A 24,370-nucleotide genomic window follows, 5' to 3' on the forward strand; every position below is an offset into this window, starting at 1 on the left:
CGGATCCCTTTCCTGTGCCTGTTGCCTGCTGAGGGACTGCGGGAAGTCTGCTGTGTTCGCTGGGTCTGCGGGGTCGGTCGGGTCTGCGTCGCGGGCTCGCCGCCGGGGAGGCGTCAGCGGGCCGGTTTGAGCGGCAGCAGCACGCTGATGCGGAAGCCTCCACCGGGGCGCGGCCCCGCGTCCAGGGTTCCGCCGACCATGCCGACCCGCTCCCGCATACCGATCAGCCCGTGCCCCTGGCCGTCGGCGCCGCCCTCCTCGTACATCTCGCGCCGCGCGCCCCGGCCGTCGTCCTCGACCAGCAGCCCCAGGCCGTCGTCGAAGTACGTGATGCGGACGCTGGCTCCGACGTCCGGGCCGCCGTGCTTGCGGGTGTTGGTGAGCGCCTCCTGCACGATGCGGTAGGCGGTCAGCTCCACGCCGCTGGGCAGCGGGCGCGGACTGCCCTCGACCTTGAAGTCGATCGGCAGTCCGGCGCCGCGCACCTGCTCGATGAGGTCGTCGATCTGCTCGACATCGGGCTGCGGGACGTAGTCGTTGCTGTCGTCCGGCTCGCCGGTGCGCAGCACCCCCAGCAGCCGGCGCATCTCGGCGAGCGCCTGCCGGCCGGTACCGGAGATCGTCTCCAGGGCCTGCTTGGCCTGGTCGGGGGCGTTGTCGAGGACGTAGGCGGCGCCGTCGGCCTGGACCACCATGACCGACACGTTGTGCGCGACCACGTCGTGCAGCTCGCGGGCTATCCGGGCCCGCTCGGCCTGGACGGCCATCTTCGAGCGCTCCTCGCGCTCCCTCTCCAGCCGGGTGGCGCGCTCCTCCAGCTGGGCGTAGTAGGCGCGGCGGGTGCGGATGGAGTCGCCGAGCACCCAGGCGAGCACGAAGGGGATGGTGATGAAGACCAGGACGACGGTCATCTGCCAGGCGCTGTACCTCTCGTCCGGCCAGCGCAGGCCCGAGATGGAGGGGGCGATCAGGCCGGCGCCGAGAGCGAAGCGGGAGGCCCAGCGGGCGCCGTCGGCCGCGACGGTGTAGATGATCACCAGCATGGCGAAGTCGGCCGGGTTGCTCGGCACGTCGCACGCCAGCTGCGCCAGCCCGCAGGCCGTGACCAGCACCAGCATCTTCTCGGGGGCGCGGCGGCGCAGGGCTATGGCGGTGGACAGCGCCATCGTGATCGGCACGGCCGCGATCCGGGCCGCCGAGCTGATGTCGGCTTGGGCCACCCACAGCGCGGCCAGCCCGAGCAGGAGGAGAGCCCAGAAGCTGTCCACCCTGGTCGGGTGCCTGCGGAGGAAGTCATAGAGGCGCTGCACGTCACCCAGCGTAGGCACGCCGGATAGGTGCATGGGTCAGCCGGACGATCGATCCCTGCTACCGGGGCCTACTCCCCAAGGTGGACGCCGGAACGCATAGCGTGAGCGGGTGGCGAGTCAGTGGCGTGAAGACAGTGGTGGTGGCGACGGCGGTGGCGAGCGTGGCGGCCCGTGGCGCGGCTGGCGCGCGGCGACGGAGGAGGCGCTGTACGGACCCGCGGGGTTCTTCCGAAGGCCCGAGGGCCCGGCGGGACACTTCCGCACCTCCGTGCACGCCTCGCCCCTGTTCGCGCGGGCGGTCGCGGAGCTGCTGGTCCGGGTCGACATCGCGCTGGACCACCCGGACGAGCTGGCCCTGGTCGACGTCGGCGCGGGCCGCGGCGAGCTGCTGACGGGGGTCCTGGCGGCGCTGGAGGAGACGGCGGGGCCGAGTGCGGCGCGCGCGGACCTGGCCGAGCGGCTGCGGGCCTGCGCGGTGGAGCGGGCCGACCGCCCGGCGGGGCTCGACCCCCGTATCGCATGGCGGAGCGAGCCGCCGGCCGCCGTGCGCGGCCTGCTGTTCGCGAACGAGTGGCTGGACAACGTCCCGGTGGACGTCGTGGAGACCGATGCGCACGGGGTGCCCCGCCAGGTCCTGGTCGCCCCGGACGGGACCGAGCGGCTGGGCGCCCCGGTCGCCGGCGCGGACGCCCGCTGGCTGGACCGCTGGTGGCCGCTGCCCGGCGCCGAACCCGGACTGCGCGCCGAGGTCGGCCACCCGCGCGACGCCGCCTGGGCCGGCGCCGTGGGCACCCTGACCGCCGGCCTCGCCGTCGCCGTGGACTACGCGCACGAGCTCGCGGCCCGGCCGCCCTTCGGCACCCTCACCGGCTTCCGCGACGGCCGTGAGGTCCACCCCGTGCCGGACGGCGGCTGCGACCTCACCGCCCATGTGGCGCTGGACGCCTGCGCGGCGGCGGCCGAGGCGGCGGGGGCCGGGCCGGCCGCCTGGTGGAGCCAGCGGGACGCGCTGCGGGCGCTGGGCGTCAGCGCCCGGCGGCCGCCGCTGACGCTCGCGTCGAGCGACCCGGCGGCCTACCTTCGGGCGCTGTCCGCGACCGGTGAGGCCGCGGAGCTGACCGACCCCTCGGGTCTGGGCGCCTTCACCTGGCTGCTCCAGCCGGTGGGGAGCGCCTGCGCCGGGGTGCTGTCGTCCGACGGCCGGATCGGGGACGGCGGCGGTGCCTGAGCGGCCCCGGAACGCCAGGGGCACCCCTGGCTGAGCACCGCCGGGCCGGCCACGGAACCGCACCCCCTCGGGCACGGAACGTGGACCCCGCCCCCGCGGCCCCGTGCGGAGGAAGGGCCTCCGGAGCAAGCTGACAGACTGTGTCCATGACGGAGACGACAGTCGGCATCGGCGGCGCCGCGGAGAGCACCGACATGGTGCTGAACATCGGGCCGCAGCACCCGTCCACCCACGGTGTGCTGCGCCTCCGCCTGGTGCTGGACGGGGAGCGCATCCAGCACGCCGAGCCGGTGATCGGCTATATGCACCGCGGCGCCGAGAAGCTGTTCGAGGCGCGCGACTACCGGCAGATCATCATGCTCGCCAACCGCCACGACTGGCTGTCGGCCTTCTCCAACGAGCTGGGCGTGGTGCTGGCCGTGGAGCGGATGCTGGGCATGGAGGTGCCCGAGCGCGCGGTGTGGACCCGCACCCTGCTCGCCGAGCTGAACCGGATGCTGAACCACCTGATGTTCCTCGGCTCGTACCCGCTGGAACTGGGCGGCATCACGCCGATCTTCCACGCCTTCCACGAGCGGGAGCACCTCCAGCACGTCATGGAGGAGATCTCCGGCGGCCGCATGCACTACATGTTCAACCGCGTCGGCGGGCTCAAGGAGGACCTGCCCGCGGGCTGGCTGGGTCGGGCGCGGCAGTCGGTGGCCGAGGTGCGGTCGCGGATCGACGTGTACGACCGGCTGGTCCTCGGCAACGAGATCTTCCGCGGCCGCACGCGCGGCGTCGGCGTCCTGAGCCGCGAGGCGGTGCACGCGTACGGGGTGAGCGGGCCGATCGCCCGCGCCTCGGGGGTCGACTTCGATCTGCGGCGGGACGAACCGTACCTGGCGTACGGGGAGCTGCGGGACACCCTCAAGGTGGTGGTGCGCGAGGAGGGCGACTGCCTGGCCCGCTTCGAGTGCCTGCTGGAGCAGACCCACAACTCGCTCGACCTGGCCGACGCCTGCCTGGACCGGCTGGAGGAGCTGCCGCCCGGGCCGATCAACCAGCGGCTGCCGAAGGTGCTCAAGGCACCCGAGGGCCACACCTACGCCTGGACGGAGAACCCGCTCGGCCTCAACGGGTACTACCTCGTCTCGAAGGGCGAGAAGACCCCGTACCGGCTCAAGCTGCGCTCCGCGTCGTACAACAACATCCAGGTGCTCACCGAGATGCTGCCGGGCACCCTGGTCGCGGACATGGTGGCGATCCTCGGCTCGATGTTCTTCGTCGTCGGCGACATCGACAAGTAGTCCCTGTCGTCGTCGGCGTCGCCGACGCGAAGGCGTGCCCGCCGTGGGCGCGCTACGAGATCGCGCTGCGCAGCTGCGCCACGTCGATCTGCTCGGTCTCGTCGTGGGCGGTCAGGTCGATGATCTCGTCCGCGTCCCGTCGGTCCTCGGCCCGCGCAGCGGCCTCGGCCGCAGCCTCGGCCTCGGCCGCCGCCAGCGCCTCCGCGCCCACCACGTCGGCCAGGTCCTCCTCGGCCGCCGCCCCGGCCGGCTCGGCGCCCGCTCCGGACTCGGCAGCCGCCTTGGGCTGCGGGCCCTGCTTCTGGTTGCCGAAGAAGTCGAAGCCACCCTCGAGCCGAGAGGCCGTCCGGCGGGCCGCGGCGTACGGCACCACCGCGGAGGCCACCGTGCGGGCGTGCGCCGGCGTCGGCCGCTCCGCGTCGTCGGACTCGGGCGCCGGCCGTGCGGCGGCGGACGCCGGCTCCGCCGCCGACTCACCGTCCTCGACCTCCACGCCCGCCGCCGGCTCGACGGCCGCCGTCGACGGCTCGGTCCGGGCCTCCGCCGCGATGGGCTCGGCGGACTCGACGAGCTCAACCGACTCGACGGACTCCGCCGACTCGACGGGCTCCGCCGGCTCGACGCACTCCGCCGACTCGACGGGCTCGGCGGACTCGACCTGCTCCGCCGGCTGCGCCGCGTCGACCGACCGCGCCGACGCCGCCGCGTCGGTCAGCTCCCGCGCACCCGCCGCATCCAGCGGACGCGCGGGCTCCGGCAGCAGGGGCTGCTCCGCCCGCTCGACGACCCACTCCTGCTCCTCCAGCCGGCGCAGGGCCGCGTCGGCGCGCCGATAGAGCTCCGCGCTCAGCACAGCCCTCGACAGGAGGTCGGCGACGCGCTCGGCAGCGTCGATGTCATCGACGTCCACGCCGCCGTCGAGGTCGTCCGGGTCGTCGTCGGTCACGCCCAGGGCCAGCTGGCGACGGCCCTCCAGCGCGCGGGCGCGCTCGGTCTCCGCGGTGGCATAGCGGCGCAGCAACTCGGCGTGCTCGTTGCGCAGCCGGGCCAGCTCGGCCCGTTTGGCGCGCAGCTTGCCGTTGAGGGCGGCACGCGCCTCGCGCGCCTCCTCGACGTCCGCCTCCAGCTCCGCCATGCGCTCTTCGGCCCGCCACTCCTCGCGCGCCCGCGCCTTCGTCAGCTCGGCGACCCGCTTACCGGCGGCGCGGTCCCACCGGCGCAGCAGGACCGCGCCGACGACCGCGGCCGCACTGGCGGCCGCGGCGAGCCCACGTACCACCGTCACTTCACCGGCCAGCCAGGCACCGGCGGCGCAGGCTATGGAAGCGGCTGCGACCGACGTCGGGGGAAGAAGCCTGTGCAGGGGTGGGGCTTGGCGGTGGCGTCCACGTGGCATGGCCTGAAACTTACCGTGCGTAGGGTCGCCTTGGGGGCTCGCCCCGCCAAACTCCTCGGTGAAATTCGCGATTCTCCCGGCGATTAGCGTTGGGCTAGTTCTGCAACAGCCCCTTGTCCTTGAGGTACTCCTCCGCGACATCGTCCGGCTTGAGCCGCTCGGAGTCCACCTTCTTGTTGAGTTCGGCGAGATCCGCGGTGGTCAGGGTTCTCGTGATCTTGTCCAGCGCGTCCTCGATGTCCTTCGCCCCGGCGGACTTCGCATTCACCACCGGCAGCACGTTGTCCGCGTTCTGCAGGTGTTTGTCGTCTTCGAGTACGACGAGGCCGAACTGGGCCAGCGTGGCGTCGGTGGTGATCGTCAACAGCATCTGGTCCTTTCCGTCCTTGACCGCCTGCTTGGCCTGGGTGCTGTTGACGTCCAGCGGGTCGATGCCGGTGATGTCGATGCCGTAGGTCTTCTCCAGGCCCGGCTGGCAGAACGGCCGCCTCGGGCATTCGTCGCCCGCCGCGAGCCTGATCTTCTGCTTGGATTTCCCCAAGTCGGAGAGGGTTTTGAGGTTGTGCTCCGCGGCGAAGTCCTCGCTCACCGCGAAGGCGTTCTGATCGACCGCCTTGCCCGGCTCCAGGACCTTGAGCCCGCGCTCCCCGGCGAGCTTGCGGAGCGCCTTCACGGTGGCCTCGGGATCGGAGGAGGCGACGGGCTTGGCGTCCGGCCCGTTCTCCTTCTGGTTGAGGAATTCCGCGAGCGTGGCCGCGTACTCCGGAACGACGTCGATCTGCCCCTTCTCCAGGGCCGGCGCATACAGCTCGCGGGCGTCGACGGTCTTGATGGAGACCGCGTACCCGGCGTCCTCCAAAGCCGCCGCGTACATCTCGGCGAGGATCTTGGACTCGGTGAAGGAGGCGGAGCCCACCACCAGCGAGCCCTTCTCACCGGAGTCGCCCGAGCCGCCGCCGGACTCCTCCAGGCTCTCTCCACCGCACGCCGTCAGCCCGACGGCGAGCACCGCGGCACCGGCCGCGGCGAGCACGGTGCGAGTGGCCGTGCGAGGGATGCGCGTTCTACGCGGGGTCGTGGTCATGGGTCTCCATCTCCATCACATCGGTCACATCGGTGGGGTTTTGCGCCCGGCCGGCGAGGCACGGCGGCGGGGCGCGACGGGTGGGCGGGCGGCGGGGGACGGACGCGGGGGCTCGACGGGCGGACGCGGGGGCTCGACGCGCGGACGCGGGGGCTCGACGCGCGGACGCGGAGGGGCCGCGGCGGGTGGACGGCCGGGTAGGGGGCTCAGCCGACGCCCACGCCCACCGGCTTGACGACATCGGCGGGCGAGGGTCCGTCCCCGCCGCCCGGTCGGGCGCGCAGCGCGCGGGCCTGCCGCCGACCGCGCCGCCGCATGGGGTCCAGCACCCACTCCAGGACCACCAGCGCGCCCTCGACCAGCAGCGCGAGCGCGGCGACCAGCACCGCCCCGGCGACCACCTGCGGGGTGTCGGTGAGCCGGAAGCCGGCGGTGATGATGCGGCCGAGACCGCCGCCGCCGGGCAGCGCGGCGAGCGTCGCGGTCGCCACGACCTGCACCGCCGCCGTGCGCACCCCGGTCATGATCAGCGGGAAGGCGAGCGGCAGCTCGACCCGGCCGACCAGCTGAGCCCCCGTCATCCCCATGCCGCGCGCCGCCTCGACGACCTGGCGGTCCACCTCGCGCATGCCGACGTACGCGTTGGTCAGCAGCGGCGGGACGGCGAACAGCACCAGCGCCAGGATCACCGGCCAGTCCCCGTGCCGTCCCAGCGGGCTGAGCAGCAGCAGGACCAGCACGGCGAAGGTGGGCACCGCGCGGCCCGCGTTGGAGATGTTGATCGCGACCGTGCCGCCCTTGCCGAGGTGGCCGAGCAGCACCGCGACGGGCAGCGCGACGCCGCAGGAGATCGCCAGGGAGACCACCGTCAGATACAGGTGCTGGCCGAGCCGGTGCCACACACCGTCGCCACCGGACCAGTGGGCCGCGGTGGTCAGCCATGTCCATGCCTCGCCGATGACGCCCATCAGACCGCCGCCTTCCCCGCTTCTCGCACCCGCACCCGTGCCGCGCCACGCTTCGCCGCGCGCCGGTTCCCGCGCGTCCAGGGCGTCAACAACCGCTGGGCGCCGAGCAGCAGCAGATCCGCCACCACGGCGAGCGCCACGCACAGCACGGAGGCGGTGAGCACCTGCGCCTTGAAGAAGCTGCGCATACCCTCGTAGATGAGATTGCCGAGGCCGCCGTAACCGACGATCGCGCCGACCGTGGTGAGCGAGATGGTGGAGACGGTGGTGATCCGCAGACCGGCCATCAGGGCGGGAAGCGCCAGCGGGAGTTCCACGCCGAAGAGCAGCCGCAGCGGCCCGTACCCCATACCGCGCGCGGCCTCGCGCGCCTCTTCGGGCACCGCCGCCAGGCCCGCCAGGATGTTCCGCACCAGGATGGTGAGCGAATACAGCACCAGGCCGGTCACCACGACGGCCGCCGAAATCCCGAAGACCGGCAGCAGCAGCGAGAACATCGCCAGCGACGGCACCGTATAGAGAATCGTCGTCAGACTCAGCAGCGGGCCGGCCACCACCCGCCAGCGGCGGGCCAACAGGGCCAGCGGAAAGGCCACCAGCAGGCCGATCGACACCGACGCGAGGGTGATGCCCACGTGTTGGAGCGTCGCGTCGGTCAACTCCTCACTGCGCGTGCGCACATACTCGCCACAGACCCAGTCGTTGGCGATCAGGCAGTTCTGGTCCGCCACCGGCTCACCTCCCCGTCAATTCCGATCGACCCTAACCCCGGGCGCCGACAATGACCGTCGCCCGCCACACAACGGCAACATTTCCGGCCGCCCATGGGGCCACAATGGGGAGTCATGATCCGATTCGAGCACGTCACCAAGCGCTACGCCGACGGAACGACCGCGGTGGACGACCTGTCCTTCGAGGTCGCGGAGGGCGAGCTGGTCACGCTCGTCGGACCGTCCGGCTGCGGCAAGACCACCACCATGAAGATGGTCAACCGGCTGATCGAGCCGACCAGCGGACAGATCTTCCTGGACGGCGAGGACATCGCCACGGTCGACCCGGTCGCCCTGCGGCGCCGCATCGGCTACGTCATCCAGCAGGTCGGCCTCTTCCCGCACAAGACGGTGCTGGAGAACACCGCGACCGTCCCGCACCTGCTGGGTTGGCAGCGCCGCAAGGGCCGTGAGCGCGCCGCCGAGCTTCTGGACCTAGTGGGGCTGGACCCCTCCGTCTACGGGGACCGCTACCCGGACCAGCTCTCCGGCGGCCAGCGGCAGCGGGTCGGGGTGGCCCGCGCGCTGGCCGCCGACCCGCCGGTGCTGCTGATGGACGAGCCCTTCGGCGCGGTCGACCCGGTGGTCCGCGAGCATCTGCAGACCGAGTTCCTGCGGCTCCAGTCCCAGGTCCGCAAGACGGTGCTCTTCGTCACGCACGACATCGAGGAGGCGGTGCGGCTGGGCGACCGGATCGCGGTCTACGGCGCGGGGCGGATCGAGCAGTTCGACCCGCCCGCGACGGTGCTGGGCGCCCCCGCCACCCCCTACGTCGCCGACTTCGTCGGCGCGGACCGCGGGCTCAAGCGGCTGTCCGTCACCCCCATCGAACCCGGCGACCTGGAGCAGCCGCCGGTCGTCCACCTCGACGACCCGCTCCCGAAGGCCGCCGCCCGGCTCGCCGACGACTCCGCCCGCTGGGCCGTGGTGCTGGACGACGCGGACGGCCTGCACGGCTGGATCTCCGCCGAGGCCGCCGCTGCGGGCGCCGGGACGGTACGGGAGCACGCCCGCCGCATGGAGGCATGGCTGCCCGTCGGCTCCTCGCTCAAGCAGGCGTTCAGCACCATGCTCCAGCACGACGCCGGCTGGATAGCCGTCACCGACGGCGACCGCTTCCTCGGCGTCCTCACCCCGGCCCGACTGCACGAGGCGCTGCGGCGCTCGATCGACGCCGACGCCAACGCGCTCCCGCGCGGGGATGTGGACGTGGTGACCGTCTCCCGGGTCTGAGGCCATCGCCCCGGCGGAGCGCCCCGCTCCGCCTCGGCACCGCCGTTTCGACCCGCAGCCCAGCCGGCGGGACCGGCGGTGCCGCCCCCGGAGCACACACCTCCACGGCCCGCGACGACCCGGCACCGCCGGACACCGCCGTCGCGGCCCCGCACCACGGCGGCGGAAGAGAGTGCACGGCCCACTCCGGCCCTGGCGGAGGCGGCAGAACTCATCCACGGCCCGCGACGACACGGCACCGCCGGACACCGCCGTCGCGGCCCCGCACCACGGCGACGGAAGAAGCCGCGCGACCCGCCCACCGGCCAGGCCCCTCGCGGCGGCGACAGCGATGTCGGCCGGGGTCCTCAGGGGTGGGCCACCCCCGGTCGACGGGCCCTCACCGGGAGGTGGCCGCCGCTCCGGGGCCGCCGTCGTCCTCGTCCTCCGGAAGCTTGCACACCCGCTCCAGGAAGAACGCCGCGGCGATCACCGCGGCGGCGGCGACGACCGAGACACCGGCGTAGATGGCCTGGTCGCGGCGGGCCGGGACGTCGAGCTGGTCGGTGAGGAGGAAGACGCCGACGCCGCCGTAGAGACCGGCCACGAGGGCGGAGACGAGGGCGCTGGCATGGCCGAAGACCACGGCCCGGGCGGCGACCAGCGGGTCGACGCCCTTGGCGCCGGGGCGCCGCTCACGCTGGGCCTTCAGCCGGGAGCGCAGGGAGAGGGCGGTGGCGAAGAGGACCACGGCGATGAGCGCCAGCACGATGGGCGCGGCCACCGGCACGCCGGGCAGTGTGCCGACCGAGTCCCACAGCCGGGCGCCCGCCCAGGAGATGACACCGGCCACGATGAACAGCCCGAGCAGCACCCTGATCCGAAGTTGGCTCACCGAGCAGTCGCCCCTCACATTCCCGTCGTACGCCTGCGCGTACTCACCCGCGTGCACGGCACGGCGTCCGACGCCGCCCGCCGCGAGGCGCGCGGCGTTCCCTTCGTGCCACTGCCCCCGAAACTACCGCCTACTCCGGCAGCCGGAGCTCCAGGTCGGCCCGTGCCACCACGCCCTCGCTGCCGACGGACGCCAGCAGCTCGGTGACCGCGCCGCGGCCCGGCACCTCGGCCTCCGGGTCGACGTCGTGCCACGGCACCAGCACGAAGGCGCGCTCGTGGGCGCGCGGGTGCGGCAGGGTGAGCTCGGGGTCCTCGAGGACGACGTCCTGGTAGGCGACGATGTCGACATCCAGGGTGCGCGGCCCCCAGCGCTCGTCCCGCACCCGCTCGAACGCCTCCTCGATCGCGTGGCCGCGCTCCAGCAGCGAGGACGGCGGCAGCGTCGTCTTGATCAGGACCACGGCGTTGAAGTACGACGGCTGCGCGCCGGGCTCCACGCCCCACGGCTCCGTCTCGTACACCGGGGAGACCGCTTTGACCCGCAGGCCGGGGGTGTCCTCCAGCGCGTCCACGGCGCCCTGGAGGGTCTCCAGCCGGTTGCCGAGGTTGCTGCCGATGGAGATCACGGCCCGCTTGGGGTTGCTCAGGGTCACATCCGCCGCGTCCACCTGTTCCACCACGGAGGAGGGGACGGGCTGCACGGTCGGGTCGCTGCTGCTCATACTCGGCTCCGGGTGATGGTGATGGACACGTCGTCGAAGGGCACGGTGATCGGTGCGTCCGGCTTGTGCACGGTCACCTCCACTTCCCGTACCACGTCGTACTTGAGACACAGGGCGGCGATCCGCTCGGCGAGCGTCTCGATGAGGTCGACCGGCTCCCCGCGCACCAGGCCCACGACCTCCTCCGCGACGATCCCGTAGTGCACGGTCTTGGTGAGGTCGTCACCGGCGGCGGCGGGGCGGGTGTCCAGGCCCAGCACCAGGTCCACGACGAAGGTCTGGCCCTGCTCGCGCTCCTGCGCGAAGACACCGTGGTGACCGCGGGCCCTGAGGCCGCGCAGCGCGACACGATCCACCCGAATCACTCCTGCCGGTCGTCCCTGCTGATCGTCGGTTGCGGGCGCGCACCGAACGGCGCCGACGCACCACCCACCAATCGAATCTACCTGCGAGCGCCGACAAACCTCACGCACGGGGGCGCGCGGAGCCGCCCCGGCGGGTGGGTGGGAGCATCCTCGCCGCGCTTGCCCACGCCCTTGTGAACCACTCCCTACCCCGGCGCCAACCGACTCGAACGAGTGGACGTCGTCACCCCGCTGACGGTCCCTCGCCACCGCCCCGGCTCACTCCTCCTCGTTCTCCGTCAGCACCGGCGAGCCGTGGTGCGACCACAGCTTCCACCCCTCCGGTGTGCGTTGGAACACATTCGTGGCCACCACCAGCTGACCCACCAGCGGCCCCAGCTCGCCCTCCTCCTCCGCCGGGGCGCCGCTGAGGATGTTCTCGGTGCAGGTGACCAGGGCGGTGTCGGCGGAGACCGACACCTCGACGTCGGTGAGGAAGAACTGGATGTACTCCGTGTTCGCCATGATCAGCGCGTAGGAACGGAGCACCTCGCCACGGCCGCGCAGCACCGGCCACCCCGGGTGTACGCAGGAGACGTCCCCGTGCAGCCAGAGCCGCTCCATCGCGGCGTGGTCGCCGCGCTCCATCGCCTCGTAGAGCGCGGTGTTCGCCTGCTCCACCCGCTCGCTGTCGGTTACGGAAGTCACACCGCTCCCTCGACGGCACGGGCCACCCGCACCGCGTCCGCACTCGCCCGCACCTCGTGCACCCGCACCGCCCAGGCGCCCTCCCGGGCGGCTATGGCGGAGACGGCGGCGGTGGCCGCGTCCCGCTCCCGCGCGGGCGGCAGGGCGTTCTCGCCGTCGGCCAGCACCCGCCCCAGGAACCGCTTGCGGGAGGCCGCGACCAGCAGCGGGTGCCCCAGAGCACGCAGCCGGGCCAGGTGCGCGACCAGCGCCAGGTCGTGCTCGGCGTTCTTGGCGAAGCCCAGGCCCGGGTCGACGATGATCCGGTCCGGCTCGATACCGCCGGCGACCGCCGCGTCCAGGCTGGTGCGCAGCTCCGCGAGGACCTCGGCGACCACGTCCGCGTAGACGGCACGGTTGTTCATGTCGATGGACTGGCCGCGCCAGTGCATGACCACGAACGGCACCCGTGCGGCCGCCACCAGCGGCACCATCGCCGGGTCGGCGCGGCCCCCGCTGACGTCGTTGACCAGCGCGGCGCCGGCCTCCACGGCCCGCTCGGCGACCGCGGCGCGCATGGTGTCGACGCTGACCACGGCCCCGGCCGCCGCCAGCTCCCGCACCACGGGGATGACGCGGCGCAGCTCCTCGGCCTCGTCCACGCGCGGGGCGCCCGGCCGGGTCGACTCACCGCCCACGTCCACCAGGTCGGCCCCGGCCCGCATGAGCTCCAGGCCGTGCTTGACGGCGAGCTCGGTGTCGAACCACTGGCCGCCGTCGGAGAACGAATCGGGGGTCACATTGACGACGCCCATCACCGCGCACCGATCCCACTGGGGCAGCCCCGCCGGTCCGGTCCGACCACGCAACGTACTCATGCCCCCAGCCTAGGCGCCTCCCGGCGGGGGGTCGTGGTGACGGGGTGGCCTACCCCGTGTGACCCCGGCGTCGCGGCCTGCGCGGAGAGCTGTCACAGGAGGTGCCTCCGGGCCCACGAGCCCCCGGCCGCGGCACGATCAGCCCGACCCCCATCCCGCCGCCACGGCGAGCAACCGCAACGAACGCCGCGGCCCGGCGGTGCCGAACCGGCGGAGACCCGTGGGGTTGACGGCCCCGCCAGGCCCCCGCGGTGGGCCACCCCCGAGTCGACGGCCCCTCGCCGGGAGGCGGTCAGGCCACGCGCTCCACCTCGTGCTGCCGTACCCGCCCCGCGTCGAGGTGCGCGCACGGCTTGGGCTCGGCGGCCTCGCCGCGGCGCAGCGGGCGGGGCAGGGCGAGCGAGACGAAGCCCTCGGCCTGCATCATGGCGAAGCCGATGCGGGGCAGGTCGCGGCTCTTGCGGAAGACCACGAAGCGCGGCTCCCAGCGTGGCTGGAACTTGGCGTTGAACTTGTACAGCGACTCGATCTGGAACCAGCGGGAGAGGAAGATCAGCAGACCGCGCCAGCCGCGCAGCACCGGGCCGGCGCCCAGCTTCTCGCCGCGTGCCAGGGCGGAGCGGAACATCGCGAAGTTGAGCGAGACCTGCTTGATCCCGAGCCCGTTGCCGGCTTGCAGGGTGGCGACGATGAGCAGCTCGTTCATGCCCGGGTCGGCGGAGCGGTCGCGGCGCATGAGCTCCAGCGAGATGCCGTCGTCGCCCCAGGGCACGAAGTGCTGCATCGCCTTCAGGTCGCCGTACGGGGTGGGCTCCTCGCCCTCCTCCGGGGCCTTGTGCGCGGTGGCGATGACGGCGTCGCCGTCGCGCTCGGCGTCGATCCGGCCCAGCGCCATGGAGAAGCCGCGCTCGGTCTCGGTGTCGCGCCAGGCGTCCGCGGCCCGCTGGACGCGCTCCAGCTCCTCCGGCTCCAGGTCGCGCACCCGGCGCACCCGGGTCTCGTAGCCGTTGCGCTCGATGCGCTTGACCATCTGCCGCACGTTGCGCATGGAGCGCCCGGAGAGGGTGAAGTCCGGCACGTCGACGATGGCCTCGTCGCCCAGCTCCAGCGCGTCCAGGCCGGTCTCGCGGGTCCACACATGGCCGCCGGTCTCGCTGCAGCCGACCACGGCCGGGGTCCAGGAGTGGGCGCGGGCCTCCTCCATGAAGCGCTCGATGGCGCCGGGCCACGCCTCCACGTCGCCGATCGGGTCGCCGCTGGCGAGCATCACACCGGACACCACGCGGTAGCAGACGGCGGCCTTGCCGCTGGGCGAGAAGACCACGCCCTTGTCGTGGCGGAGCGCGAAGTAGCCGAGGGAGTCGCGTCCGCCGTGCTGGGCGAGCAGGGCGCGCAGCCGCTCCTCGTCCTGCGGGGTGAGCCGGGCGGCCGGGTGCTCGGGCCGGAAGGCCAGGTACGCGGTGGTGGCGACGGTCAGCAGGCCGAGCGCGCCGAGGGAGTAGCCGACGGTGTAGTCGGCCCCGTCGGTGTAGCGGATCGGGCCCTCGAAGCCGAACAGGCCCCAGAGCACGTGCTCAAGCTGGTCGCGGAAGGACGGGTCGCCGACGATCTTGCTCGGGTGGGCGTCGACGATCAGGAAGCCCAGCCCCAGGCCGGCCCCGCCGAGCAGCACGAAGTTGGCCAGCGCCCGCCAGCGGCTGCGCGGATCCGGCAGCGCGGCGAACTCCTTGCGGTGCCAGACCATCAGCGCCAGCAGGGCCAGCGAGAGGACCGCGCCGCAGACCGAGTGCCGGTACAGCAGCTGCCCGGCCACGCCGACCGGCAGCAGTGCCACCGCGGCCACCCAGGCCCGCCGCTTCCGCCGCTTGAGGCCGTGCGCCAGCATCAACAGCAACAGTCCGACAACGATCGATCCGGCGGCGGCCAGCGGGTTGACCGCCCCCGGCAGAACCTCCGCCAGGGCGCGGAACCGGCTGTGTCGGAAGCCGGGAAAGACGCCGGAGGCAAGGTTCAGCAGTCCGATGAGCGTGCACGCGGTGCCGATGACCGTGGGGATGGCCTCCGGACGTGGTCCACGTAGCAGGCGCCGCGCCCGCCCCGGAACCACATCGGACTTTTCGCCATCTTGCTTCTCAGACATGTACTTTCCCGCCGCCTCCGTCGAGAGGATCCGCGCCCCTTGGCGCGGTACCTAGGCAATGTGCGCCCTGCAAGACGGCGCCGGGGCAGCTAGGGTTCCATCGCGCGGCAGAGGGGACGTCCGAGCCGCCCGACCAGAAAGATTGTGATGGGTCTCACCGCCACCAAGGTCGTGATGCTTTCCGTCCTCGTGGCGGTGCTGCTGTTCGCCGCCACCGTGTGGCTTTGGCCGCGACTAGCGGGCGGCAGCATACGCGCTGTACTCGGCCGCATAGGAACCCTGCTGATATGTCAGCTGTCGATCTTCGCGGCGATCGGACTCTACGCCAACCAGTCCTTCGGTTTCTACGGCTCCTGGGCCGACCTCTTCGGCACCGAGACCACCCCGGGCGTGGTGGTGGACCACGACTCCCCCGCCAGCAAGCGGGTGCAGGTGGTGGGCACCAAGCGGATGAGCGTGGCCAACGCCAACAACCCGAGGGTCGCGGGCCGGATCGAGAAGATCACCCTGCAGGGCCCCAAGGCCGACATCGCCAGCCCGGGGTACGTCTACCTGCCGCCGGAGTACTTCCAGCCCGAGTACGCGAAGAAGCGTTTCCCCGCCGCGCTGGTGCTGACCGGCTACCCGGGCACCACCGAGGCGCTGATCAACGGCCTGAAGTACCCGCAGACCGCGCACAGGCTGGCCAGACAGGACAAGATGCAGCCGATGGTGCTGGTGATGATGCGGCCGACGGTCGCCCCGCCGCGCGACACCGAGTGCATGGACGTGCCCGAGGGCCCGCAGACCGAGACCTTCTTCACCGAGGACGTGCCCAGCGCCATCAGCGGCTACTACCGGGTGGGCGCCGAGGCCCGTAACTGGGGGGTCATCGGCAACTCCTCCGGCGGCTACTGCGCCCTGAAGATGGCCATGCGCCACCCGGACGCCTTCTCCGCGGCCGCCGGGCTCTCGCCCCACTACAAGGCTCCGAAGGACGCCACCACCGGCGACCTCTTCGGCGGCGACGAGCGGCTGGAGAAGGAGAACAACCTGCACTGGCTGCTGGACCACCGCCCCGCCCCGCCGGTGTCGCTGCTGGTCACCAGCAGCAAGAAGGGTGAGAAGAACTACAAGGCCACGATGAGGTTCATCAACAAGGCCAAGGCGCTCAACGCCCGGGGCGAGCCGACCCGCATCTCCTCGATGATCCTGGACAGCGGCGGCCACAACTTCAACACCTGGAACCGCGAGATCGCAGGCTGTCTGGAGTGGCTGTCCGGCCGGGTCGAGACACCGAAGTAAAACGTTTCCGCGTACAGCGTTTCCGCGGGGGCGGGACGGCTGGCAGGACATGCGAGCGGGCGGTCGGAGAGATCTCCGGACCGCCCGCTCGCATGTCGTATGTCGTGGTCGTGGAGCCCGGCACACGGCCCACACGGCTCACGGCCGCCGCCGGCCCGGCGCCGGCGGCGCCCCGCTCAGCGCCCTATGATCAGGCTCATCGCCTCGGACCGGGAGGCGGGGTCGCGCAGCTGGCCGCGGACCGCCGAGGTGATGGTCTTGGCACCGGGCTTGCGGATGCCGCGCATCGACATGCACATGTGCTCGCACTCCACGACGACGATCACGCCGCGCGGCTCCAGGATCCGCACCAGCGACTCGGCGATCTGGGTGGTGAGCCGCTCCTGGACCTGGGGACGGCGGGCGTAGACGTCGACCAGGCGGGCCAGCTTGGACAGGCCGGTGATCTTGCCGTCGTGGGACGGGATGTAGCCGACGTGCGCCACGCCGTGGAACGGCACCAGGTGGTGCTCGCAGGTGCTGTACACCTCGATGTCCTTGACCAGCACCATCTCGTCATGGCCCAGGTCGAAGGTGGTGGTGAGGACGTCCTCGGGCTCCTGCCACAGACCGGCGAAGATCTCCTTGTAGGCGCGCGCCACGCGGGCCGGGGTCTCCCGCAGCCCCTCTCGGTCCGGGTCCTCCCCGACCGCCATCAGCAGCTCGCGAATCGCGTTCTCCGCGCGCTTCTCGTCGAACACACCGATGGGGTCCGCGCCATCCAGCGTCACCGGGTCGGTCATGGGGGTGCCTCGTTCCTCGTGCGTCACACATGCGGAATGCCGCGTCACCACCAGGCTAGAACCTGGGTGACACGGCATTCATTCCGGGGCGGATGGGGCCTGTAGACCCCATCCGTCCCGGTCTGTTCTCGGCCCGTGGGCCTGCCGATCGCGTGGCGATCAGACCTCGGTGCCCGGCTCCTCGGGACGGTCCGGACCCGCGCCCACGCCCTCTTCCGACGCGGTGCTCTTGGCCAGGGCCGCCGAGGCCGGCTGAACGCCGTTGGTGAGTGCCAGCTCCTTCGGCGAGGAGACCGGCGGCCGCGTCGACGGGGTGCGCCGCGAGGAGCCGGTCCACGCCGGGCGGGCCGGACGCTTGACCACCGGGGCGAAGATCTCGGCGATCTCCTCCTTGTTCAGGGTCTCCTTCTCCAGGAGCGCCAGCACCAGGTTGTCGAGCACGTCGCGGTTCTCGACCAGGATCTCCCAGGCCTCGTTGTGCGCCGTCTCGATGAGCTTCTTGACCTCCTCGTCGACCAGCGCGGCGACCTCTTCGGAGTAGTCGCGCTGGTGCGCCATCTCACGGCCCAGGAAGGGCTCGGAGTGGTCGGAGCCGAACTTGATCGCGCCGAGCCGCTCGGTCATGCCGTACTGCGTGACCATCGCGCGGGCCGTCGCGGTCGCCTTCTCGATGTCGTTGGAGGCGCCCGTGGTCGGGTCGTGGAAGACGAGCTCCTCGGCCGCGCGGCCGCCCATCATGTAGGCGAGCTGGTCGAGCATCTCGTTGCGGGTGGTCGAGTACTTGTCCTCGTCCGGCAGGACCATGGTGTAACCCAGGGCGCGGCCGCGGGAGAGGATCGTGACCTTGTGCACCGGATCGCTGTTGGGAGAGGCCGCCGCGACCAGGGCGTGACCGCCCTCGTGGTACGCGGTGATCTTCTTCTCCTTGTCGCTCATGATCCGGGTCCGCTTCTGCGGGCCGGCCACGACGCGGTCGATCGCCTCGTCCAGGAAGTGGTTGTCGATCAGCTTCTTGTCGCTGCGGGCCGTCAGCAGGGCGGCCTCGTTCAGCACGTTGGAGAGATCGGCACCGGTGAAGCCGGGGGTGCGCCGCGCGACGGCCGACAGGTCGACGTCCGGGGCGACCGGCTTGCCCTTCTGGTGAACCTTGAGGATCTCCAGACGACCCTGCATGTCCGGGCGGTCGACGGCGATCTGCCGGTCGAAGCGGCCGGGACGCAGCAGCGCCGGGTCCAGGATGTCCGGGCGGTTGGTGGCGGCGATCAGGATCACGCCACCCTTGACGTCGAAGCCGTCCATCTCGACGAGCAGCTGGTTCAGGGTCTGCTCGCGCTCGTCGTGACCGCCGCCCATGCCGGCGCCGCGGTGGCGACCGACGGCGTCGATCTCGTCGACGAAGACGATCGCCGGGGCGTTCGCCTTGGCCTGCTCGAACAGGTCGCGGACCCGGGAGGCACCGACACCCACGAACATCTCGACGAAGTCGGAGCCCGAGATCGAGTAGAACGGCACGCCGGCCTCGCCGGCCACGGCGCGCGCCAGCAGCGTCTTACCGGTGCCGGGCGGGCCGTACAGCAGCACACCCTTGGGGATCTTGGCGCCGACGGCCTGGAACTTCGCCGGCTCCTGGAGGAACTCCTTGATCTCCTGGAGCTCCTCGACGGCCTCGTCGGCGCCCGCGACGTCGGCGAAGGTCGTCTTCGGGGTGTCCTTGGTGATCAGCTTCGCCTTGGACTTCCCGAAGTTCATGACCCGGGAGCCGCCGCCCTGCATCTGGTTCATCAGGAACAGGAAGACGACGACGATGAGCACGAAGGGCAGCAGCGAGAGCAGGATCCCGACGAACGGGTTCTGCTTCGACGTCGTGACGTTGTAGCCGTCCTCGATCTGGCCCTTCTCGGCGTTGGCCTGGAGGGTCTTGGCGACCTCCAGCCCCTGGTCGCCGATGTAGGTGGCCTGGAGCTTGTCGCTCCCCTCGATCTTGGGGGCGTTGTCCTTCAGCTTGATCTTGATCTTGTGGTCATCGCCGGTGGTCAGTTCGGCCGACTTGACCCGGTTCTTGTCGATCGCTTCGACGACCTGGCTGGTGTCCACCGACTTGTAGCCGCCGGACGAGCCGACGACCTGCATCAACACGACCACGGCGAGGACGGCCAGCACGATCCACATGACCGGCCCACGGAAGTAGCGCTTCACGTCCATCCATACGGGGCGGTGCCGCCCCGTCCCTCCTGCCACAGTGAGGCACGGCAGCCTCTGCGAACTCTTTGATCCGGTCCGACGGCTGCCTGTGCGTGCGGTGTCTTACTCGGCCTGAAAAAGACTGACCTTCGGACGGTACCCCAGCATTGTCACCCGACGCCGCTGTGGACGGTTAACAAACCGTCCTCCCATGCTCCAACGGCGGAAACGCCTGTCAGGTTCCCGCCGTGTCTCCAGGGTGCCTCAGCCGCCGTAGACGTGCGGCGCGAGCGTCCCCACGAAGGGGAGGTTCCGGTACTTCTCGGCGTAGTCCAGGCCGTAGCCGACCACGAACTCGTTGGGGATGTCGAACCCGACCCACTTCACGTCGATGGCGACCTTGGCCGCCTCCGGCTTGCGCAGCAGGGTGCAGACGTTCAGCGAGGCGGGCTCGCGCGACCCCAGGTTCGACAGCAGCCAGGACAGCGTCAGCCCGGAGTCGATGATGTCCTCGACGATCAGGACGTGCTTGCCCTTGATGTCGGTGTCGAGGTCCTTGAGGATCCGGACCACGCCCGAGGACTGGGTGCCCGCGCCGTAGGACGACACGGCCATCCAGTCCATGGTGACCGGGGTGGACAGCGCCCGCGCCAGGTCCGCCATGACCATCACGGCGCCCTTGAGGACGCCGACGATGAGCAGGTCCTTGCCCGCGTAGTCCGCGTCGATCTTCGCGGCCAGCTCGGCCAGCTTCGCGTCGATCTCTTCCTTGGTGATCAGGACAGCCTGGAGGTCGGTGCCCATGTCCTTGTCGTCCACCCGTGCCACTCTCGTTCGTTGCAGGACTCCGTGCGGCACGGGCGGCTCAGCCCTGCCGGATGACCAGTCTGCCACCCTGCCGGCGGACCTCGACCCGGCCGGGCAGGTTGATGGCCCGCTGACCGCGCCATCCGGTGATCAGCCGGTCGACCTCCTCGATGTGCCGGGCGAAGAGCGAACCGGCCGGGGAGCCCGCGGTGATGGCCGCGCGTCGCAGCACCCGGCGCCGCACGGCCGGGGGCAGCGCGTGCAGCCGGACGGTGTCGAGTTCCACACCCTCGTCGCTGGCGACGGCCCGGACGTCGGCCTCCGCGCGGGCGGCCCAGTCGTCCAGGGCGTCCGCGTCGTCGCGGGAGAGCTGGGCGGTGCGGGCGAGCGCCTCGACCACGCCCTTGCCGAGCGCCTTCTCCAGCACCGGCAGCGCCTCGTGGCGGACCCGGGAGCGGGTGTACGCCGGATCCACGTTGTGCGGGTCATCCCAGACCGGCAGGGACTGGGCCAGACAGGCGCGGCGCGCGGTCTGCCGGTCGAGCTGGAGGAAGGGGCGGCGGTAGCGGCCGTCGACGCCGGAGACCTGGGCCATGCCGGACAGCGAGCGGGTGCCGGAGCCGCGGGCGAGACCGAGCAGGACCGTCTCCGCCTGGTCGTCGCGGGTGTGGCCGAGCAGCACGGCGGCGGCGCCGTGGCGCTCGGCGGCGGAGTCGAGGGCGGCGTAGCGGGCGTCGCGGGCGGCGGCCTCCGGGCCGCCGTCCCGGCCGACGGTCACCGCGATGGACTCGACCGGGTCCAGGCCCAGCAGCCGCAGCCGCTCGGCCACCTCGGCGGCGCGCAGGTCGGAGCCGGGCTGCAGCCCGTGGTCGACGGTGACGGCCCCGGCGCGGACGCCGATCTTGGGGGCCTCGAAGGCGAGAGCGGAGGCCAGCGCCATGGAGTCGGCGCCGCCGGAGCAGGCGACGAGCACCAGCGGACGCTGTCCGGGGTCCGGGCGGCCGGGGGCGGGGACGGAGGCGCGGGCCGCGGGCGGCGCCGAGGCGGCGGCCGAGAGCGGGGAGCGAGCGGCGGGCGCGGTCGGTACGGCCGGCGGGGCCTGGTGGGGGCGGGGGGCGGCGCGCTGCGGGGCGGGGGTCGCGGGGCGCGCGGCGGGGGGAACCGGACGCGCCGGGTGCGTCGTGCGGGTAGCCGGGGGCGGCGGGGGGTAGTCGAGGAGGACGTCATGCAGGACGCGGCGGACCGCCAGGCGTATCGCGGCGACCGCAGGATGGGGACCCATGTCCGTTTCCCATCTGTCAATCGAGGGGGTGCCTCGGGGGTCGTACGAGCTTTTCGTCACGAGCTGTTTCACGAGCCGGTGTCAGCGCGGTTGCACACCAGCCGCCGCGGTGCCCGCCGGCCGGGGCCCTTCAGGGGGTTCGCGGGCCTCGGGGCGGGTCACTTCGGGGCTTTCGTCACGCTGAGTACGTTGATGGTGACAGAAGCGAGCTGTTCCCCGAGCATCGCACGCCTACCCGTGACTCACGGTCCCTCGGACGAGTGATAGCGGGAGCGTTCACCTGCCGTAGGGGGTGCCGGAGCTAGGGCTCTCCCGTACGGTGCACCCGCGCGACCCAGTCGGCGGGTTTGCTGATCTCCGTCTTGGTCGGGAGCGTGTTCGGCGAGGTCCAGACCCGGTTGAAGCCGTCCATGCCGACCTGGTCCACCACCGCCCGCACGAAGCGCTCACCGTCACGGTACTGCCGCAGCTTGGCGTCGAGTCCCAGCAGTCTGCGCAGCGCCTGGTCGAGCCGGCCGGCGCCCGACGCCCGCCGCTTCTGGAACTTCTCGCGGATCTCCGCCACGGACGGGACGACGCCCGGGCCGACCCCGTCCATCACGTAGTCCGCGTGGCCCTCCAGCAGCGACATCACGGCGGTGAGCCGGGCCAGGATCTCCCGCTGCGCCGGGGTCTGCACCAGCTCCACGATGGACCGCCCGCCGCGCTGCCCGTCGCCGTCCTGACCGCCGCCCAGCGACTGCACGGCCTCCCGGAACCGCTCCAGCAGCGTGGCCGGGTCCACCTCGGTCTCGCCGAGGAACGCCTGGATCTCGGACTCGAGGTGGTCGCGCAGCCAGGGCACGGCGGTGAACTGGGTGCGGTGCGTCTCCTCGTGCAGGCACACCCACAGCCGGAAGTCGTGCGGTTCCACGTCGAGCTCGCGCTCCACGTGCACGATGTTGGGCGCGACGAGCAGCAGCCGGCCGCCGGCGGGGGAGGCCGCGGGCAGCTCGCGGCTGGGCGGCGCGAAGGTCTCGTACTGGCCGAGCACCCGGGAGGCGAGGAACGACAGCAGCATGCCCAGCTCCACGCCGGTCACCTTGCCGCCCACCGTGCCGAGCACGGCCCCGCCCGGCACCCCGCCGCGGCGCTCCTGCATCTTGCCCAGCAGCGGGCGCAGCACCTCGCGGAAGCCGGCCACGTTGGCCCGGATCCAGCCCGCCCGGTCGACCACCAGGACGGGGGTGTCCGCCGCGCTCGGGGCGCCGGCCCGCCCGCCGCCCGGTTCTCCGCCGCCCGCGCCGTCGGGGAACATCCGCGTGAAGGCGCGTACGTGCTCCTCCGACGCCTTGGCGTGCCGGCGCAGCTCGGCGACGACGGCCCGCGCCTCGTCCCGGCTCACCTCGGGCCCCGGCCGCACCAGCCGGGTCGCGGTCGCCACCGCGAGGTTCCAGTCGACCATCTCCGCATCACCGAGGCTCGTCATGGCTTCACGGTACGTGGGACGCGGGGCGTGTGGGAGGAGTCGCCGGCTTCGTCCCGGCCACGACGGGGCGGCCGGCGCTCACACCCGTGGTCGTCAACGGCAGCCGCAGGAGGCCACCGCCGAGGCCAGGCGGTCCAGGGCGCGCTGGGCGGCCTGGGGATCGGTGGTGCCGGTGGTCATGAAGGCGAAGACCAGCAGCCGCCCGTCGGCGTCCACGACGGTGCCGGTGAGGGTGTTGACGCCGGTCAGGGTGCCGGACTTGGCACGCACCACGCCCCGGCCGGCCGCGTCCTCGGCCCAACGGCCGCGGAGGGTGCCGGTGAAGCCCGCCACCGGCAGCCCCGTCACGACCGGGCGCAGCTCGGGGTGTTCCCGGCCGGCGGCCCGGACCAGGACCTGGGCGAGCAGCCGCGCGGAGACCCGGTCCGCCCGGTCCAGGCCGCTGCCGTCGGCGAACCGGGCACCCGCCACCGGCACTCCCAGCCGCTTGAGCCGGGCGCTGACGGCCCGGGAGGCGCCGTGGAAGCTGGCGGGCTCGCCGGAGGCGTGGGCGGTGTGCCGGGCCAGCGCCTCGGCGATGTCGTTGTCGCTGGTGGTGAGCATCCGCTCGACGAGCGCCGAGAGCGGCTGTGAGCGCACCGCGGCCAGCTCGTCGGCGTTCTTCGGCGCGGTGTGGCGGGCCGGTTCCTCGCGGACCTCCACGCCGCGGTCGGCGAGCATCTCGGCGAAGATCCCGGCCGCGTCGGCCGCCGGGTCCCCGGCGCGTGGGGCCGGCCCGTAGGCGCTGTCGTCGAGCCGGCCCTCGTCGACCATGAGGGGGGTGACGGGCGAGATGTTCTCGTTGGGGCCGATGGGGTGCAGCACGGGGCCGGAGTAGAGCGAGGTGTCGTAGTCCAGCCGGATCCCGTCGATCCCCCGCCGCTTCAGCGTCCGCGCGGTGGCGTCGGCCAGCTCGCGCAGGCTGGCGGGGGCGTCGGGGCCGTCGACACGACGGGCGGTCAGGGTGGGGTCGCCGCCGCCGACGAGCACCACCCGATCCGGGTGGTCGGGGTCGGCCACGACCCGGGTGGTGAGGCGGTGCCCGGGGCCCAGCGCGGAGAGCGCGGCGGCGCCGGTGGCCACCTTGATGGCCGAGGCGGGGGTGGTGCCGGAGTCCGCCTCGGCGCCGTAGACCTGCTGGCCGGTGGCGGCGTCGAGGACGGACGCGGTGCGCACCGGTCCCAGTGCCGGGTCCTTCAGCAGCGGTTCGAGAGCGTCGGCGAGCCCGGGCCAGGTGGGCGGCGGCAGCGCGTCCTGGCCGCCGGCCTCGCCGCCCCGGTCGCGGGGGCCGGTGAGCGCGCCCAGCGGGGCGAGCACCGGCGCGGCGCCGGGCGGGGAGGCGGGGCGGACGTGACGCTCGCCACCCGTACGGCGGTCTTCGGCGGCGCGGGCGCGCTCGGCCGTACGCTGGCCCGAGTCCCAGGGCCCGGCCACCACCACCGTTCCGGTGGCGACCGCCAGTCCGACGACGGCCGACAGCGCGGTCAGCCGCCAGGTCTCACGCTGCGCCCGGGTGGCACCTCGCCACCCGTCAAGACATCTGACCTGCCACGATCTGGCCTCAGGCACGTCGGACCAGCCCCTTTCGCCACCACACACCTG

21 protein-coding genes are annotated in these 24,370 nt (G+C 72.6%); 4 read left to right on the forward strand and 17 right to left on the reverse strand.

Going from position 1 to position 24,370, the window contains the following annotated elements:
• Positions 1 to 113: 113 nt before the first annotated feature.
• Positions 114 to 1,310 (reverse strand): sensor histidine kinase, encoded by a 1,197-nt coding sequence (locus tag CD790_RS10370; protein WP_144382901.1) that lies wholly within the window; start codon positions 1,308 to 1,310, stop codon positions 114 to 116.
• Positions 1,311 to 1,419: 109 nt separating this feature from the next.
• On the opposite strand from CD790_RS10370, the gene CD790_RS10375 reads away from it, so the two are divergent.
• On the forward strand, positions 1,420 to 2,538 hold the full coding sequence (locus CD790_RS10375) for an SAM-dependent methyltransferase (protein ID WP_144382902.1): 1,119 nt from the start codon (positions 1,420 to 1,422) through the stop codon (positions 2,536 to 2,538).
• Between the two features lie 146 nt (positions 2,539 to 2,684).
• The gene (locus tag CD790_RS10380) at positions 2,685 to 3,827 is read left to right on the forward strand and encodes an NADH-quinone oxidoreductase subunit D (protein ID WP_144382903.1); all 1,143 of its coding nucleotides are present in this window, start codon (positions 2,685 to 2,687) and stop codon (positions 3,825 to 3,827) included.
• A 52-nt stretch (positions 3,828 to 3,879) separates the two neighbouring features.
• On the opposite strand, the gene CD790_RS10385 is transcribed toward CD790_RS10380, so the two are convergent.
• The 4 genes from CD790_RS10385 to CD790_RS10400 form a co-directional block, all read right to left on the reverse strand.
• Entirely contained in the window at positions 3,880 to 5,112 is a 1,233-nt protein-coding gene (locus CD790_RS10385) for a hypothetical protein (RefSeq protein WP_260867484.1), read from the reverse strand.
• 205 nt (positions 5,113 to 5,317) lie between these two features.
• Positions 5,318 to 6,307 carry an ABC transporter substrate-binding protein gene (locus tag CD790_RS10390; RefSeq protein ID WP_144382905.1) on the reverse strand — a complete coding sequence of 330 codons (990 nt, stop codon included), beginning with the start codon at positions 6,305 to 6,307 and terminating at the stop codon, positions 5,318 to 5,320.
• Between the two features lie 206 nt (positions 6,308 to 6,513).
• Complete coding sequence (locus CD790_RS10395) at positions 6,514 to 7,275, reverse strand: ABC transporter permease (protein WP_144382906.1); 762 nt, start codon at positions 7,273 to 7,275, stop codon at positions 6,514 to 6,516.
• Positions 7,275 to 8,006 carry an ABC transporter permease gene (locus CD790_RS10400; RefSeq protein WP_144382907.1) on the reverse strand — a complete coding sequence of 244 codons (732 nt, stop codon included), beginning with the start codon at positions 8,004 to 8,006 and terminating at the stop codon, positions 7,275 to 7,277. Before CD790_RS10400 ends, CD790_RS10395 begins: the two co-directional genes overlap by 1 nt.
• A gap of 114 nt (positions 8,007 to 8,120) precedes the next feature.
• Here CD790_RS10400 and CD790_RS10405 point away from each other — a divergent pair, with 114 nt between their 5' ends.
• Positions 8,121 to 9,278, forward strand: a complete 1,158-nt coding sequence (locus tag CD790_RS10405; RefSeq protein WP_144382908.1) for an ABC transporter ATP-binding protein — start codon at positions 8,121 to 8,123, stop codon at positions 9,276 to 9,278.
• 379 nt (positions 9,279 to 9,657) lie between these two features.
• Here the strand turns inward: CD790_RS10405 and CD790_RS10410 are convergent, their stop codons facing one another.
• The 6 genes from CD790_RS10410 to CD790_RS10435 form a co-directional block, all read right to left on the reverse strand.
• Entirely contained in the window at positions 9,658 to 10,152 is a 495-nt protein-coding gene (locus tag CD790_RS10410; protein WP_144382909.1) for a DUF3180 domain-containing protein, read from the reverse strand.
• A 130-nt stretch (positions 10,153 to 10,282) separates the two neighbouring features.
• A complete protein-coding gene (gene folK / locus CD790_RS10415) occupies positions 10,283 to 10,876 on the reverse strand; it encodes a 2-amino-4-hydroxy-6-hydroxymethyldihydropteridine diphosphokinase (RefSeq protein WP_144382910.1) in 594 nt (197 codons plus the stop codon).
• Positions 10,873 to 11,232 carry a dihydroneopterin aldolase gene (gene folB / locus CD790_RS10420; protein ID WP_260867485.1) on the reverse strand — a complete coding sequence of 120 codons (360 nt, stop codon included), beginning with the start codon at positions 11,230 to 11,232 and terminating at the stop codon, positions 10,873 to 10,875. The genes folK and folB overlap by 4 nt, the downstream gene beginning before the upstream one ends.
• 267 nt (positions 11,233 to 11,499) lie before the next feature.
• Positions 11,500 to 11,928 (reverse strand): nuclear transport factor 2 family protein, encoded by a 429-nt coding sequence (locus tag CD790_RS10425; protein ID WP_144382912.1) that lies wholly within the window; start codon positions 11,926 to 11,928, stop codon positions 11,500 to 11,502.
• A complete protein-coding gene (gene folP / locus CD790_RS10430; RefSeq protein ID WP_144382913.1) occupies positions 11,925 to 12,785 on the reverse strand; it encodes a dihydropteroate synthase in 861 nt (286 codons plus the stop codon). Before folP ends, CD790_RS10425 begins: the two co-directional genes overlap by 4 nt.
• A 292-nt stretch (positions 12,786 to 13,077) precedes the next feature.
• A complete protein-coding gene (locus tag CD790_RS10435; protein WP_186318965.1) occupies positions 13,078 to 14,925 on the reverse strand; it encodes a phosphatidylglycerol lysyltransferase domain-containing protein in 1,848 nt (615 codons plus the stop codon).
• 147 nt (positions 14,926 to 15,072) lie between these two features.
• Between CD790_RS10435 and CD790_RS10440 the strand changes: the two genes are divergently transcribed.
• Positions 15,073 to 16,209 (forward strand): esterase family protein, encoded by a 1,137-nt coding sequence (locus CD790_RS10440; RefSeq protein WP_144382914.1) that lies wholly within the window; start codon positions 15,073 to 15,075, stop codon positions 16,207 to 16,209.
• A gap of 176 nt (positions 16,210 to 16,385) precedes the next feature.
• Here the strand turns inward: CD790_RS10440 and folE are convergent, their stop codons facing one another.
• From folE to dacB, 6 genes are all read right to left on the reverse strand, one after another.
• On the reverse strand, positions 16,386 to 16,991 hold the full coding sequence (folE, locus tag CD790_RS10445; RefSeq protein WP_144382915.1) for a GTP cyclohydrolase I FolE: 606 nt from the start codon (positions 16,989 to 16,991) through the stop codon (positions 16,386 to 16,388).
• A gap of 159 nt (positions 16,992 to 17,150) precedes the next feature.
• A complete protein-coding gene (gene ftsH, locus CD790_RS10450) occupies positions 17,151 to 19,193 on the reverse strand; it encodes an ATP-dependent zinc metalloprotease FtsH (RefSeq protein ID WP_144382916.1) in 2,043 nt (680 codons plus the stop codon).
• Between the two features lie 243 nt (positions 19,194 to 19,436).
• Positions 19,437 to 19,976, reverse strand: coding sequence for a hypoxanthine phosphoribosyltransferase (hpt, locus tag CD790_RS10455; protein ID WP_144383346.1), 540 nt, complete (start codon positions 19,974 to 19,976; stop codon positions 19,437 to 19,439).
• Between the two features lie 61 nt (positions 19,977 to 20,037).
• Positions 20,038 to 21,261 carry a tRNA lysidine(34) synthetase TilS gene (tilS, locus tag CD790_RS10460; RefSeq protein WP_144382917.1) on the reverse strand — a complete coding sequence of 408 codons (1,224 nt, stop codon included), beginning with the start codon at positions 21,259 to 21,261 and terminating at the stop codon, positions 20,038 to 20,040.
• 301 nt (positions 21,262 to 21,562) lie between these two features.
• Positions 21,563 to 22,729, reverse strand: a complete 1,167-nt coding sequence (locus CD790_RS10465; protein WP_144382918.1) for a zinc-dependent metalloprotease — start codon at positions 22,727 to 22,729, stop codon at positions 21,563 to 21,565.
• Positions 22,730 to 22,822: 93 nt separating this feature from the next.
• Entirely contained in the window at positions 22,823 to 24,337 is a 1,515-nt protein-coding gene (gene dacB, locus CD790_RS10470; RefSeq protein WP_399217279.1) for a D-alanyl-D-alanine carboxypeptidase/D-alanyl-D-alanine-endopeptidase, read from the reverse strand.
• Between the last annotated feature and the right edge of the window lie 33 nt (positions 24,338 to 24,370).

It is taken from the genome of Streptomyces sp. SAJ15, from assembly GCF_007595705.1.
Taxonomy (GTDB): domain Bacteria; phylum Actinomycetota; class Actinomycetes; order Streptomycetales; family Streptomycetaceae; genus Streptomyces.

What these genes read in the sequence shown, in the direction of transcription:
- hpt (WP_144383346.1), bottom strand. Translation starts at nt 19,976, where the DNA reads ATGGGCACCGACCTCCAGGCTGTCCTGATCACCAAGGAAGAGATCGAC.
- CD790_RS10405 (WP_144382908.1), top strand. Translation starts at nt 8,121, where the DNA reads ATGATCCGATTCGAGCACGTCACCAAGCGCTACGCCGACGGAACGACC.
- folE (WP_144382915.1), bottom strand. Translation starts at nt 16,991, where the DNA reads ATGACCGACCCGGTGACGCTGGATGGCGCGGACCCCATCGGTGTGTTC.
- CD790_RS10435 (WP_186318965.1), bottom strand. Translation starts at nt 14,925, where the DNA reads ATGTCTGAGAAGCAAGATGGCGAAAAGTCCGATGTGGTTCCGGGGCGG.
- CD790_RS10465 (WP_144382918.1), bottom strand. Translation starts at nt 22,729, where the DNA reads ATGACGAGCCTCGGTGATGCGGAGATGGTCGACTGGAACCTCGCGGTG.
- CD790_RS10390 (WP_144382905.1), bottom strand. Translation starts at nt 6,307, where the DNA reads ATGACCACGACCCCGCGTAGAACGCGCATCCCTCGCACGGCCACTCGC.
- CD790_RS10395 (WP_144382906.1), bottom strand. Translation starts at nt 7,275, where the DNA reads ATGGGCGTCATCGGCGAGGCATGGACATGGCTGACCACCGCGGCCCAC.
- tilS (WP_144382917.1), bottom strand. Translation starts at nt 21,261, where the DNA reads ATGGGTCCCCATCCTGCGGTCGCCGCGATACGCCTGGCGGTCCGCCGC.
- folK (WP_144382910.1), bottom strand. Translation starts at nt 10,876, where the DNA reads ATGAGCAGCAGCGACCCGACCGTGCAGCCCGTCCCCTCCTCCGTGGTG.
- CD790_RS10380 (WP_144382903.1), top strand. Translation starts at nt 2,685, where the DNA reads ATGACGGAGACGACAGTCGGCATCGGCGGCGCCGCGGAGAGCACCGAC.
- ftsH (WP_144382916.1), bottom strand. Translation starts at nt 19,193, where the DNA reads ATGGACGTGAAGCGCTACTTCCGTGGGCCGGTCATGTGGATCGTGCTG.
- CD790_RS10440 (WP_144382914.1), top strand. Translation starts at nt 15,073, where the DNA reads ATGGGTCTCACCGCCACCAAGGTCGTGATGCTTTCCGTCCTCGTGGCG.
- folP (WP_144382913.1), bottom strand. Translation starts at nt 12,785, where the DNA reads ATGAGTACGTTGCGTGGTCGGACCGGACCGGCGGGGCTGCCCCAGTGG.